The 13816-nt window shown below is 63.2% G+C and carries 7 protein-coding genes; all 7 read right to left on the bottom strand.

Annotated elements, in window-relative coordinates; translation table 11 throughout:
* Positions 1-23: 23 nt before the first annotated feature.
* The 7 genes from P3G66_RS16050 to P3G66_RS16020 all read right to left on the bottom strand — a co-directional run bounded on the left by P3G66_RS16050 (position 24) and on the right by P3G66_RS16020 (position 13801).
* Positions 24-1571 (bottom strand): ABC transporter ATP-binding protein, encoded by a 1548-nt coding sequence (locus P3G66_RS16050; protein ID WP_065456516.1) that lies wholly within the window; start codon positions 1569-1571, stop codon positions 24-26.
* The gene (locus P3G66_RS16045; RefSeq protein ID WP_261255667.1) at positions 1571-3202 is read right to left on the bottom strand and encodes an ABC transporter ATP-binding protein; all 1632 of its coding nucleotides are present in this window, start codon (positions 3200-3202) and stop codon (positions 1571-1573) included. Before P3G66_RS16045 ends, P3G66_RS16050 begins: the two co-directional genes overlap by 1 nt.
* Before the next feature lie 129 nt (positions 3203-3331).
* Entirely contained in the window at positions 3332-4225 is an 894-nt protein-coding gene (locus P3G66_RS16040) for a hypothetical protein (RefSeq protein ID WP_065456546.1), read from the bottom strand.
* Positions 4226-4271: 46 nt separating this feature from the next.
* Positions 4272-6044, bottom strand: a complete 1773-nt coding sequence (locus P3G66_RS16035; protein WP_261255664.1) for a sulfite reductase subunit alpha — start codon at positions 6042-6044, stop codon at positions 4272-4274.
* Between the two features lie 33 nt (positions 6045-6077).
* Positions 6078-11546: a glutamate synthase-related protein gene (locus P3G66_RS16030; RefSeq protein WP_261255663.1), complete on the bottom strand. Its 5469-nt coding sequence runs from the start codon at positions 11544-11546 to the stop codon at positions 6078-6080.
* Positions 11547-11728: 182 nt separating this feature from the next.
* Positions 11729-12772, bottom strand: coding sequence for a ParB/Srx family N-terminal domain-containing protein (locus P3G66_RS16025; protein ID WP_007730324.1), 1044 nt, complete (start codon positions 12770-12772; stop codon positions 11729-11731).
* 168 nt (positions 12773-12940) lie between these two features.
* Positions 12941-13801 (bottom strand): 3-hydroxyacyl-CoA dehydrogenase, encoded by an 861-nt coding sequence (locus tag P3G66_RS16020; RefSeq protein WP_276116840.1) that lies wholly within the window; start codon positions 13799-13801, stop codon positions 12941-12943.
* Positions 13802-13816: the final 15 nt, after the last annotated feature.

Below are 13816 nucleotides of genomic sequence, written 5' to 3'. Positions count from 1 at the left end.
CCACGCGTGTAAGACAAGCGATGTCAGAGGGTGATCGTGCGGGTGGGCTCCCAGATGGCGGGGTCGCGGTGGGTGACGACGAAGACGGTGGCCGCCAATTCCCGCACGGCGCCGGCGATACGGCGCTCGGTGGCCTCGTCGAGGGCCGAGGTGGCTTCGTCGAGAACCAGGACGGGAGCGTCTTTGAGGAAGGCGCGAGCGATCGCCACCCGCTGACGTTCGCCACCGGAGAGAGCGGCACCCTGGTGTCCGATGTCCTGATGAATGCCGAGCGTCGAGCGGTCGAGAACGGCGCCGAGGGCAGCGCGCCTTGCGGCGTCCTCGATCTCGGTTTCGGTAGCGCCCGGTCTTCCAAGTCCGATGTTCTCCCCGAGGGTGCCAGAGAACACGAGTGGGTCCTGCGGCACGTAGCCGATATGTGCCGCCAGAGCGTCGTAGGGCAAGTCGCGCAATGAAACTCCGCCCAGAGTGACGCCGCCTTGGTCAGGATCGTCGAAGCGCATGAGCAGCCCGAGAAGTGTGCTTTTCCCCGTACCCGAGCGTCCTGTGACGAGAACTCGCTCACCCGCGGGGATCTCAGCGGTGATGCCGCGCAGAACCGGAGCGTGGTCTACCCCGGCGACCTCGATGTCAGTTCCAACAGGGCGCGCGGCGTCCCGGGGTGCTGGCTCGGCCAGTGCGGGAGCCGAAGTCGCTGTGCGGTAGTCGCGAACCGTTGCGCGCAGCTCGTTGACTCCGATTCCGGCCAGGGCGAGTTCGTCGAGCGGCGCAGCGGCGCGGGCGGTGAGGATGACAAGCGCGAGAGCGGCTGCGGGATCGTCGAATCCGGTGGCGGCGAGGAAAATCACCGCACCTGCCAGCGGCACAATGGTGGCGATCGCCGAGATGAATGTCGCTGGTGCCGCGGCGAGATTTGTCCGTGCAAGCGCGGCTTCCTGATTCCGCCAGCTTCGCTCGATTCGTTCGACGGAACGTGTGGGACCGGCTGCCGTACGCAGTAATTCGAGGTGGTCGGTGAGCTCGAGTGTCGACTGAGTTGCTGCGAGCTCGGCTTCGTGTCGGCGCTCGTCCGCTCGGCTGAGCGCACGTTGGGCCAGCGTCTGAGCGACGAGCGACACGGCGAGCAGTCCACCGACGAGCAGCATGACGCCTGGCCCCGCGACGACCGCGATCCCAGGAAGCAGGAGCAGCGGGATCAGCGGTGCAACCAGGAAGGTCTGAAGTTGGTGCGCGGGAACACTCATCAGCGACGGGATACCGCGCCCGGCGACGGTGGCGAGCAGTGCCCGGTTGTCGTCGGTGAACCAGGACAGTTTCGCACGGGCGAAGGCGTCGCCGAGAGCGTCGTAGAGATCGCCGACGAGTCGAGCCCCGGTGAAGTAACCGCCCCGCGAGACCAGGACGGTCACGAAGAGAGCAATGGTGGCCGTGGCCAGGACGAGAACCGGCGACCGGTGATCAGCGATCGAGAGCGCGAGGGTGGTGTACGCGATCGCTTCGAGGACAGCGACGGACACCCAACCGAGTCCGATGGTGATCAAGCGTCGTCGGGCTGCATTGGCGCTGTTCATTATTCGGCTCCAGTTAGGGCTGCATTGTGCGAGGCAGACTCGTTCAGGTTTCGACCGCCGAGGTCGAGTCGATCGTCGGCATCGTCTGCAAGAGCGGGGTCGTGGGTGACGATCACGACCGTCTTTCCTTCGTCGTGCGCGAGGTGCCGCAGTTCTTTCAGCAGTTCTGCCGCTGTCCGATCGTCGAGTGCACTGGTCGGCTCGTCGAGCAGCAGTACTGCTGCGGGCGAGAGGAACACCCGAGCGATCCCGACTCGCTGACGTTCTCCGCCGGAGAGTGAAGCTGCGTGGGCGTCGAGGCTGACGTCGATCTGTGCCCGGCGTAGTGCGGCGGTGTATTCCGCGTCCGTTGCATCGGGGGCGGCCAGCGCGATGTTCTCGCGCACCGTGGCAGGTAACACGTCTGCGCCCTGGGGTGTGAGCAGAAGGGACTGTGGCCGCAGGTTCGTGTCGATCGCGGTGATGCTACGACCTGCGTAGCGGACGGTACCCAGTTCCGGGATCTCGAAGCCGGCCAATGCTTTCAGGAGCGTCGTCTTGCCTGCTCCACTCGGTCCCGTGATCGCAGTGATCGTGGCTGGGCGGAATGCATGCGTGACGTCGTCGACGACTCTGCGGTCCGCGATCGTGACAGTCAGGTTGACGATCTCCAGTCGATCGGAGGGACTCGAGGCCGGAACGGTTGGCGCTTCACCGGCAGGGAGGGTGGGTTCGTCCAGGGCAGCGGCGAGCCGGCCCGCAGCAGAGCGTCCAGCAGCGACGTAGTCGAGGCCGTGCCCGAGCCGCAGGGCCGGTGTCACGATTGCGAGGCTGAAGAGAATGGTGGCGGCCAACGTCGTCGCATCCCAGTGAAATCCGACGGCATAGGCGATCGCGAACGTCGCTGTCGCCTGCATGAGGGCAACGGCGACGGCCGCAGGGGTAGCCACGAGTCGAACGCGCTCCTGCATTCCCCGGGTGAACCGTGCTGTCGATTCTGCATAGTCGGCGGCAGCGCCGGTCTGCGCGCCGTAGATCCGGCAGACGCGGATGCCGCGGGCATAGTCGTCCACGGCAGTCACGATGTCGCCCATGACATCCGCGCTTTCGGCGCTGTGCCGAGCGGCCATTCGGGGGATCACGACCAGGTAGAACAGAGCTGCCACGATGCCGGGAGCCAGAGCGAGAAGCGCCACGGGGCCGGCTGAGGCAACCAACGCCGCGATCGTGACCGCGGGGACCACGATGAGTGTGGCGAACTCGGCCGGTAGGTGCGCAGTCATATGGTGCAGCGCCGAGATGTCGTCCGAAACGAGCCTCCTCAGCGCGTCTCCGCTGTAGCGGGACAGCGTGCTTGCCGGTAGGCGAACGAGGTGGGCTGCGAGTTGGCGGCGAACCCTTGCCTCGAAAAGCGATTCCGCGTGGTGCGAGAGCCACGACGATGTGGCAGCGAGCGCGACGCCCACGAGCCACAGCGCACATGCCCACCCGGCCCAGCTCATCGACGGTTCACCGATGAGTTGCACGACGCACCAGAGCGCCCCGAGCATCGCGACCCCCGACGCTGCGGCCGCGACGACCCCGGCAGCCAATGCAGGCAGCGCCGGGCGCAAGGCCGGGACCAGCGACGGTTCGACGAGAGGGCGGGGCATGGATAACTCCTTGAATCAGCGCCAGGGTGCAGGCACGACAAATGACCGAGACCTAAGGTTAGGGGTCGATGGCTCCATATGGTTATCGCCGTACGCCGATTTCTTACACTCGCACAGCATCTGTCGGTGTCAGGATGCGGCCGAGATGGAACTCATGACGTCTTCCCACACGCCCATGACTGCGGGTTCGGTTGGACCCGTTTGGGTGAAGACTGCCACGCATTTGCGGCGGAAGTCGTACATCTCGATCGAGCTGGTCAGGCCGTGAACGCCGTGGGTGCGAGTCAGCCAGCACTCCGAGACACCATTCAGGTCGATCATCGTCCGGCAGGTGTCGGACGCCAAAGTCAGCGTCCCCCCGAACATGGCTGCGGCGTCGAGGTCACCACGGTGGATCTGCAGGCATCCGTTCCCGGCGACGACGGTCGTGACGGGAAGTTGGTGGTAGGACAGGTGCTCCATCCCGGCAGCCACGAGGTGAGGATCGACTCGCCGGTAACCGAGGGCGCCCAGAGCGACCAGGCCGCTACGACGTTCGCTGCCGCCGTCCGCGAGGATGAAGTCGAGCTGTGTCAGCTGATCGGCTTCGGCCCAGAATGCGGGCGTATTCGACGTCTGGATGGGAGGGCTTGTTTCCCTCGCAGTGCTCGGCGCAGTTCGCATCGCTTCGAAGGCGAGACGATCCGAGGCCGGGGTCAAATACGTGGTGTGTGAACTTGATCCGTGGATGTCGAACATGCGGAGCGTCGGCGGTAGGTGCTGCTCTGCGTCAGTGGTCACCACCGAGCCGAGGGAGGCAACGTTCAAACGTAGAGCGACGAGCCCGGGCGCGCAGACCAACGGATCGCCGGGAACTGTCGGAACGGAGTACTTGCCCGAGTCGTTGACAGCCACCGGGCCTGCGACGGTGATTGCTACCGTGTCGTCCAAGAGCGGCAACATTTTGCCGACTACGTCAGGTGCGGTGTCGATCAGTCCACCACGGAACCCCGGACGCGCAAGCAGTGCGTCCAGGTCCGACATGCGTGCCAAAGCTGCGCAACGACATTCGCCACGGTGCGGGCACATCTCAGTAGACATCCCTTAGGTACCGCTTCGATCGTTTGAGGTTGTTGACGTAATCCTCAGCGGCGTCCGCATCCAACCCACCGTGCTCGGCGACGACCTCGTGCAATGCGTCGTCGACGTCCTTTGCCATCCGAGTGGCGTCGCCGCAGACGTACACGTGCGCACCGTTTTCGAGCCAGTCGAACAAGTCTCGGCCCTGCTCGCGCATACGAGTCTGGACGTAGATCTTCTCGGACTGATCGCGCGAGAAGGCCAGATCGAGGCGAGTCAGGACACCGTCACGGGTCAGCCCGTTCAACTCGTCCTCGTAGATGAAGTCGCTCGACTGATGCTGATCGCCGAAGAACAGCCAATTCTGCCCCGACGCGTTGCGCGCGCGACGCTCGTGCAGGAAAGCGCGGAAGGGTGCGATGCCGGTTCCGGGGCCGATCATCACGACGGGAACAGCGTCATCGGCGGGTAGGCGGAACGAATTGTTCTTGGAGACAAAAACTCCGACCCGATCTCCCTCGCCGACGCGGTCCGCCAGGTACGTCGAGCAGACGCCGCCGCGGTCCCGCTCGCCCGAGCGGTAGCGCACACTCGCTACCGTCAGATGGACGGTGCCGTCGTGGGCCAGCGGGCTGGAGGAGATCGAATAGACCCGATGTTGCAGCGGGCGAAGAAGTGTAAGCAGATCCTCGGGATTCAGGCGAATGCTGTTGTCCAACTGGAGGAGATCGAGAACGTCCTTGCCCCACAGCCACGCATCGAGCGCTTCCCGATCTTCCGTGTCGAGAATATGCTGCAGTTCGGCGTCGCCGCTGCGTCGGGCGATGTCTTCGATCAAATCGCGCGAGGGAATGGAGATCTCGTAGTCGCTGGTCAACACCTGGTCCAACGGTGCGGACGAGCCGTCTTTCGCGGTAACCACGTAATCGCCGCTGACACCGAGCTGATGGATGATCGCCTCGACGAGGGCGGGGTCGTTGATCGGGCGGATGCCCAATCCATCTCCGGCCTCGTAGTCCAGACCGTCCTCGCCGAGCGCAAGGGTGAAGTGGCGGACTTCCTTGGCTGAGTCCTCGCCGGACAACAGCCGGTTGGCGAGGACGGTTGCAGGATAGGGGTTCTTGCGAGTCCACTGGGGCTTGGTCTTCGTCTGAGCGGGCGCAACCGGCGAGGCAGCGGCCCCCGCATCACCGTCGACACCGGCCACCGCAGCGACGGCCCGAACGATCCACTCGGCCGCCGGATCCTCGTAGTCGACGTCGCAATCGGTGCGGTCGACAACCCGGGTCCCGCCGAGCGCTTCGAAGCGGGCGTCGATGTTCTTTCCCGACTGGCAGTACCCGTCGTAGCTGGTGTCACCGAGTGCGAGTACTCCGAAGTAGAGACCCTCCAGCCGGGGCGCACTCTCGGATTCGACTGCATCCCAGAACAGCTGCGCGTTGTCGGGCATCTCGCCCTCGCCGTAGGTGGAGGTGATGACGAGCACCCGGCGCATGGCGGAAAGTGCATTGATATCCACGGTGTCCAGACTCGCGACAAGTGGTTCGAGACCGTGGGCACGAGCAGCTGCGGCTGCGTCTTCAGCCAAGGACTCCGCGTTGCCGGTCTGACTTCCATAAAGGATGTGCACGGCTGCGCCGGCAGCTCTCTCCACTGTCGCTGTTGCAGTACCGGTTTGACCGGACATGACAGTTCGCGAGTGTAGACCGGCCAGGAATCCGGAAAGCCACGCGCGCTGGTCGCCGGTGAACGGTGCGTATTCGGGGATGTACGGGATTTCCATGATTTGAAGCTCACCTACTTTCAGGGGAGGAGGTCAGGACACCAGGTCGGGGATCGTGCGCGATGCGAACAGTTCGTCGAAGTTCGGCAGTGATCCGAGCTTGTCCCGATTCTTGTTGTCTTGAAACAGAATCCACCCGTACGTCGCCGGGCTGTCCATGGCCAACACGTTGCGTAGGCTCAGCGCCTGCTTGTAGTCGTCGACCCGCTTGGCTGCAATCAGCGCAGCCAACTGTTCGTCGTCGTAGTCGGCCAGAATCTCTTTCGAGTACTTGACCAAGTGCTGGACGAGGGCGAAGTCCTCGGTCAGCACCAGGTTTCGGGCCGCTTTCTGCACTGCTGGATCGTCGGGTCCGGACGCACCCGGCGTGCGGGCGGTGGCGAGTTGTTGCGCGAAGTGAAGCACGGTGTACTCACTGAGCAGCGCATACATCGTCGCCGTATCGGTCTCGCCGTAGGCAGGGACTGCTCCGTTCAGTGCAGGGCGCCCATCGCGCACTGCGAGTTTGAACGTGCGGACCTGACGTGCTGCGATGGCGGACGCCAATTCTTCGAGAAGCTCTTTGTGCGACTTCGCAGCCAGGATTGCATCGCTGTCCTGGTAAAGCATCAATGCCTTGGGCATGGCGTAGACGAACGAGTGCTGTTCGACTTCCCAGTTCTCGAGTAGTCGGGTTCCGAGCGCGGATCCCGTTGCTTCCACATGCAGTTCGAGCAGGAGTTGTACCGCGTGGTTGTGGACGGCGGCCAGAGGATCGGTCGCAGCGGTGATCGAACCCAGCAGTACGGAATCGGTACTTGCTCGCAGTGCCAGTTCGCCGCGAGGGTCGTACTGGTAGAAGAACCCGCCGCTCATGCCGTTGCCGACACCCTTGCCGAACTCGCCGAGATTCACGACAGCACCGTTAGTCATGTACTCGCCGGCGAAGTCTCCGACACCTTCTACGACAGCACTGGCGCCGGAGTTGCGAACTGCGAAGCGATCGCCTGCTTCACCTTCGACGAACACTCGTCCACCGGTGGCGCCGAAGAGCGCGAAGTTGCCGATCAACACGTTTCCACCGGCGTCACTGGAGCCGCCGCCTGGGCTGCGCACGGCAATCACGCCGCCGCTCATGCTCTTTCCTACGCCGTCGTTACATGTCCCGGTGTGTTCCAGGTGCATGCCGTCGTTGCAGAATGCGCCGAACGACAGGCCCGCAGATCCGGTCGTCAGGACGCGCACGCTGCCCGGCGCCAGGTAGCGACGCCCACGCTCGTCGGTCAGTACTCCCGGAGCGAGAAGGCCGGGCGCTCCGTAGTTGAGCTCGCGTTCGAGGTCGATCGCCAACTGACCACCGACGCTCTTGTTCCGGTTACCCAGGTGCAGTGCACCTTCGGCGAATTCAGGTCCGGACACGGCGACCGAGGCCTCGCCACGGTTGAAGAACACCGTACGAACCTCGTCCATGATCTTCTCGTCGAGCGCGTACTCACGTTCGAGGTACACAGGATTGTCGATGGTGATGTTCGGAGCGGACTCGAACATCGCGTCCAGCTTCAGATTGCCGACGATGGACGGGTGATCGAGCAGATGCAGGAGATCCGTTCGACCCCGCGCTTCCTGAAGGGATCGCATTCCCAGATTCGCGAGCAGTTCCCGAGTTTCGTGAGCGATGTTGAGAAGGTACTGCGCCATCGCGCGGGGATCGCCGTCGAACAGTTCCGGGTTGGTGGTCAGACCGGCGGGGCACTTGATGTTGCAGTTCTTGGCCATGACGCAGCCCATCATCATCAGCGCCGACGTACCGAACTCGAAGCTGTCTGCGCCGAGTAGGGCGGAAGTGATGATGTCGCTGCCGGTCTGATGCGCGCCCGAGCATCGCAGAACGACTTTCTGGCGAAGGCCGTTGGCACACAGAGCTTGATGGACCTCGGCGATACCGACCTCGGCCGCACGGCCCGCGTACTTGAGGCTGGTCACCGAAGCGGCGCCGGTGCCACCGGTATTTCCGGCGACGTTGATGACGTCGGCGCCGGCCTTGGCGACACCGACGGCGATGGTGCCGATTCCTTCCGAGGACACCAACTTCACGATCACCCGAATGCGAGCTGCCTTGCAGTCGTGGATGAGCTGAGCGAGGTCCTCGATGGAGTACGTGTCGTGGTGAGGCGGCGGCGAAACCAGTTCGACCCCGGGCGTTCCGCCGCGGGCGGCAGCGATGTCGACGGTGACCTTGGCGGCCGGAAGCTGCCCGCCCTCACCGGGTTTTGCGCCTTGGCCGAGTTTGATCTCGATCTCTTCGAGCATCGGATCGGCGAGGTAGCCCGCCCAGATTCCGAAGCGTCCGGATGCAAACTGCTTGATGCGCGATGCACGAATCGTGTCGTAGCGCGAAAGGTGTTCGCCGCCTTCGCCGCTGTTGGACATCGCACCGACCATGTTCGTGCCGTGCGCGACGGCTTCGTGCGCCGGAGCGTTCAGTGCGCCATGGCTCATGGCACCCGACGCCAACTTCGGGGTGATGTCGCTTGCACTCTGTACCTCGGAGAGAGGTACACCTGCCGGTGCGACCCTCAGCTTGGACAGGAACTCTGCCGCAATACCGGTTGCATTCAGCACCAGATCCGGGTCGGTGGCCTCGATGGTGACGTCGTCGGCAAAGGCGACGGAAAGAGCATCGCCGAGTGCTACCACCCGAGCGGTGTCGTCGGCCAGTGGACCGTCCAGGCTAAGTGTGTACCGGCCGTCCGCGGCAGATTCACACCGGATTCCACGCATCACGATCGTCTTATTGCCGCGCACCGAGAATCGGCTGATCTGGTCGGTGAACTCGGCTGTCGTCACCGCAAATGTGACATCACCGGGCACGGAGATGACATCGCGCAACGCGGCGGGACGACGCGATCGTTCCGCAGCCATGACAGTGGAAAAGTCCCGGTACCCGGCGGTGATGTCGAAGTCGTCGATCTGCTCGGTGGTCAACCGGTCGAAGCTCGTCGCCCGGTATGCCCCGGCGTCGAGGCGGAAGGCGTCGTCGAGCCGTCCGAGCGGCAGTAGACGTAGAGCCTCGAATTGTTCTGTTCCGGAGGGACTGTCGAATGCGATCTTCTCTTCGGTGAGTTCGACGTACTTACGGACCGCGGTGGTACCGAACGAATGCCCTGCGCCGTCTGCACGCTCCTTGAACAGGCCGAGCAGTGGCAGATCCTTCTCGCCCCCGACTGCGCTCGCACGCTCGTGCCACTGCTTCGAGGTCACCGCGACGGTGTCGAAACCGACGCCACCCACCGGTGACTTCATGTTGGGGAACCACTGGCGCAGAACAGGGTCGGAAGTGTCGAGGAAGTTGGGTTCGAAAAATTCTCCGCCGATGTAGCTTTCGACGGTGCACAGACCGACGCGTCCCATCGTCTTCATCAGGGACTTCTCGGCGGCCTTCGCGAAGCGTCGGAACGCGGCGTCCGGGTCAGCGGCGAACTTCTCCTCGGCTCTCAACTGAACGGACAGCGGGTAGACGGCGGAAGCGCCGAAACCGAGTGCGGCCGCAACGTGGTGTGAGGACTCGATCTGGCCGCTCTCGACGATGAGAGAGACGCGCAATCGCAGGCCCGCGTCGATGAGGCGTTGGTTCAATGCTCCGACGACCATGATCGCGGGAAGTGTTGCGCGCTCGTGAGATACGTGGCGGTCGGTCAGGACTGCGATTCCGCCCTGTTCGGCCGCGAAGGCTACAACAGCGTTGCCGAGCGCGGTCATCGCGTCGACCATTGCCTGCGCGTCACCCTCGGCGGGGTAGAGCATTTCGAAGCGGCGGTGCGGAGTGTGGTTCTGTTCGCGGATCTTGAGCATGTCCAGGTGCCCGAGGATCGGCGAGGCGATGACGATCTGCTTGCCCTGTCCGGGGGACATCTTCGCACCCAATGCAACCCTGAGAGTCATACCGTCCGCTTCCCGGATGCTGTCGAGGGGAGGGTTGGTGACCTGGGCGAATCGCTGCGAAAAGTAACGAGCCACGCCGCCTTCGCGGTCGCTGAATGCGTTGATGGCGTTGCCGTAACCCATGGCGGAGACCTTTTCGGCTCCGTGCGTGAGCATCGGATCCATCAGGAATTTGAAACTTTCCTGATCCAGGGAGTACGCCATGTAGCGCTGATGAACCTCGAAGGTGCCGTTGTAGCGGGTCGGGGAGCTGACTTTCTCCGCTGGCACGGTGGGAATGTCTTCGATCAGGATTCGCGATTGCTCCAGCAACGACTGGTAGTCGCGCTGAGCGGCAATCTTTTCCAGAGCTTCGCGGGCAGTGTAGGTATGGCGGTCTCGATGATCGAAGTACAACATTCCGCCGGCCTCGACGCGGCCACGGTGAATCACCGTCTCGGGTGCGAACGCGATCTGTCCGGCTTCGGAGAATGCGCACACGTAGTCGTGCGTCTCGATCGTGCGTAGTGGACGCAGACCGAGGCGATCCAGGCGCGCACCGATGATGGTGCCGTCGCCGAACACCAGCGCTGCCGGTCCGTCGTTCTTCTCCTCGTACAGCGAGAAGTACTCGAACATCGCACGCACTGCGGGGGAGAGAGTGGTGTCGTTTTCCCAGGCCGGCGGCATCATCGAGACCACAGCCGTCACCAGGTCGACACTGTCCTCGATGACGCGTGCTTCCAGGGTCTGATCGAGTCGGCAACTGTCGGACTGGCCGGGCGGACGGACGATCGCACGTCGTTTTGCACTGGCGACAGCAGCTTCGGAGAGCCGATTCTTCTTGTCCGTGTTCAGTTCTCCGTTGTGAGCCATGAACCGGAACGGCTGCGCCATCGTGGGATGCGGGTCCGTGTTGGTCGAGAACCGCGTATGGAAGTACATCGTGTGCACGGCGTGATCGGGGTCGACCAGGTCGCGGAAGTACGGGATCACTTCGTCGGAGTTCAAGCGACCCTTGAGAACCTGAGTTCGCGCGCTGAGCGAGAGTGGGTACAACCCGCGTAGTGCAGGGGTGTTGTACGCGATTGCCTCGATGGCGAGCAGAGCTTCGTGCACGAGGCGATCGACTACCGCAGGCTCGGGGCGAGGAGTGGGCACCTCGAAAATCCACTGCCTGACCGGAAGTTGATGCGCGATCGCGGCCGGCCGAATCGCCGAGTTGTCGACCGGGACGTCGCGCACTGCGAGAGTGGTGAAACCGCGATCGAGAAGTTCACGTTCGACCAGGGCGGCAGCGCGAGCGTGCTCGGCGTCGTCGTCCGGAAGGAAGAAGTTGCCGACGCAGAAGCGTCCGGCGCGAAGGTCGGAGCGCCCGGTTACCTTGCGGAAGAACCGGAGGGAGAGGTCCACCGAGACGCCGCCGCCGTCGCCGACGCCCTCGGAGGACATACCGCCGCGGTGCGGAACCGAGCAGAGCGCTTCGCGGCCCTTGATCAGGACATCGTGGGTCTGCACGCCGTCCTTGCGCGTGATGAACCCGACCCCGCAACTGCTCTTGTCATCTGCGGGGTCGTACAAACCGACGATGGACGTGCTCACTGCAGCAACCTTCTCCCTGTCCTGGTTGCCCGGAGATTGTTCGACCGGGCAGATACGACGGCATGTATTCCGTCAGGGCAGGGCGTCGCTGCTTCGATGAAGCGGCACCCGAATGGGTTCAGACTACTGAGTAGAGGCTTACCTTAGTCAAGTCTGCTTGGTGTGACTTGGATCTGAGCAGGTCAGAGGGTTGCTTTGTAGGCAAGTGCGTAGGCGATCTTGCCCGGCTTGTCGTCTGTGTACGGCTTGGACAGCTTTGCGAACTCGCCCTTGGACTCGGCTTTGCCGTCGTTCCAGGCCGACAGGACGCCAAGATCGGTGGCAGTGAATCCGCTGTCGACGACGGCATCGCCTGTCAACGCTGTCTGTGCTTTGGTCACCGACTTCACGGTGCCCAGGTAGCTGGAGAGATCATCGCGATTCCAGTTGGTGAGGTCGACGGGCGCGGTGTCGCGGACCCAGGCGCCCCAGTAGAACTCCTGGAACGGAATCGTGCCTGCGGCGAATCCGATGTCGCGGGAGAAGTACATCAAGCTGCGGTACTTGTCGTCGGCGAAGTTGGCCAGGCCGACGCTCTTCGGCAGAGCCTGGACCGGTACCTGGTTTCCGTCGACGTCACGCGACCAGACCCACTTGTTCTTCTCCATCTCGGTCCAGAAGGCACCTTCACTCAAGCCGCTGAGGTTGCCGAGAACCCGCAGTCTCACGTGAAGGTCGGGACCGCCGTCGGCCGTCTCGATGAAGGACGTGAGGGTGTGGTGACCGTCGGTCAGATAGAGATCGCCGCGGGGTCCGACGACCACGGTCTTCATGGGCGCGATGCTCTCGGCGGTTTCCTGACCCACTGGAATCTGGCAGGTGAAGGACGACGGGTCCTTCAGCGTCGACGCCGCAGTAGCGGTCGCGGCCTGGATCTGGCCGTTCGCCTCACACCAGTCGTCGAACTTCTTGTTGATCGTGTCTTTTCCGAGCGTGTATCGCCCGAGCTTGTAGTACACCTCGTCGTAGCCGAGTGACGGTTGTGTCGCGTGAACGTCGCCGATGCGCACGTCCAGGAGATCACCTTCCTTGGCGCACAGGTACTCCGATCCGCCGGCGGAGCCTGAGAACGAACCGGTGGAGATTCCGCCACACGCGAGGGGAGCGGCGACAGCGGGTGTGCTGACCAATGTTCCGGCGCCGAGCAGTGCCAGTGTTGTGAGTGCCGAGATGGCGGAACGACGCATGTGGGGATCTCTCCTGATGATGGGTTCGCACGTGAAGAAGCTTGCGTCACAATCGCTCAGGGTGGTTTCGGACTTACTGACAACAGACGTCCGCGCGGTGGCTACCACGTGAATTCACGTCGTAACCACCGCGCGGTGAGCCGGTTGGTTGATCAGCCTTGCAGTTGATCAGCCCTTGTAGTTGTAGAAGCCCTCGCCGACAGCAACGCCGAGCTTGCCCTCGTCGATGTAGTTCTTCTTGATGTAGTCGGCGAATTCGCGCTGCTTCTCGCCGCCCTGGGAGGAGATGTTGTAGACGGTGGTCAACCCGACGACGTCCATGATCTGGAAGGGGCCGAACGGGGCTCCGGTGCCGATACGCCACGTCTTGTCGACCATGTCGGGATCGGCGATGCCGTCGATCAGCAGGTCGGAGGCCGCGTTGAGGAGCGGGACCAGGAGCGAGTTGAGTACGTAGCCCGCCTTCTCCTTCTTGAGTTCGATCGGCACCATGCCGATGTTCTTCGCGAACTCGACGACCTCGCGGTACACGGCGGGGTCGGTGGACTCGGTGCCCATGACCTCGGCAGTGTTGTTGACCCACACGTGATTTGCGAAGTGCAGTGCGAGGAACTTCTCGGGGCGGCCGGTGAACTCCTTGAGATCGCTCGGCAGAAGCGTCGAGGAGTTTGTGGCGAACACCGTGTGCTCCGGAGCAACCGTGGCAAGCTTCTCGTAGGTGTCGCGCTTGATGGCGATGTCCTCGGGAATTGCCTCGATGACCAGGTCGGCCTTGGCGACGGATTCGGCTAGATCGTACGAGTACGTAATACGTTGCAGCGCTTCGTCAGCCTTGCCTTCCTTGGCGCCCTCGACGTTCTCGGCCTTGTAGGCCGCGGCCAACGAGTCGAACCGAGCCTTGGCCTTTTCGATGACCTCGACGTTGATGTCGTACGCGACGACGTCGAAGCCGTGATAGGCGGTCTGATAGGCGATCTGTGAGCCGAGAACTCCGGTACCCAGAACGGTGATCTGCTTCAGTTCAGTCATTTTCGATCCTCAATC

Origin of the sequence: Rhodococcus sp. C3V, assembly GCF_029269915.1 — a bacterium.
Taxonomy (GTDB): domain Bacteria; phylum Actinomycetota; class Actinomycetes; order Mycobacteriales; family Mycobacteriaceae; genus Rhodococcus_F; species Rhodococcus_F qingshengii.
The sequence above is the reverse complement of the archived record's forward strand: the minus strand, read 5'-3'. Positions and strand labels throughout refer to the sequence as shown.

Bases quoted from the DNA above. Each gene is read 5' to 3' on its own strand.
- P3G66_RS16040 (WP_065456546.1), bottom strand. From the start codon at position 4,225: ATGTCGGACCTGGACGCACTGCTTGCGCGTCCGGGGTTCCGTGGTGGA.
- P3G66_RS16020 (WP_276116840.1), bottom strand. From the start codon at position 13,801: ATGACTGAACTGAAGCAGATCACCGTTCTGGGTACCGGAGTTCTCGGC.
- P3G66_RS16050 (WP_065456516.1), bottom strand. From the start codon at position 1,571: ATGAACAGCGCCAATGCAGCCCGACGACGCTTGATCACCATCGGACTC.
- P3G66_RS16045 (WP_261255667.1), bottom strand. From the start codon at position 3,202: ATGCCCCGCCCTCTCGTCGAACCGTCGCTGGTCCCGGCCTTGCGCCCG.
- P3G66_RS16035 (WP_261255664.1), bottom strand. From the start codon at position 6,044: ATGGAAATCCCGTACATCCCCGAATACGCACCGTTCACCGGCGACCAG.
- P3G66_RS16025 (WP_007730324.1), bottom strand. From the start codon at position 12,772: ATGCGTCGTTCCGCCATCTCGGCACTCACAACACTGGCACTGCTCGGC.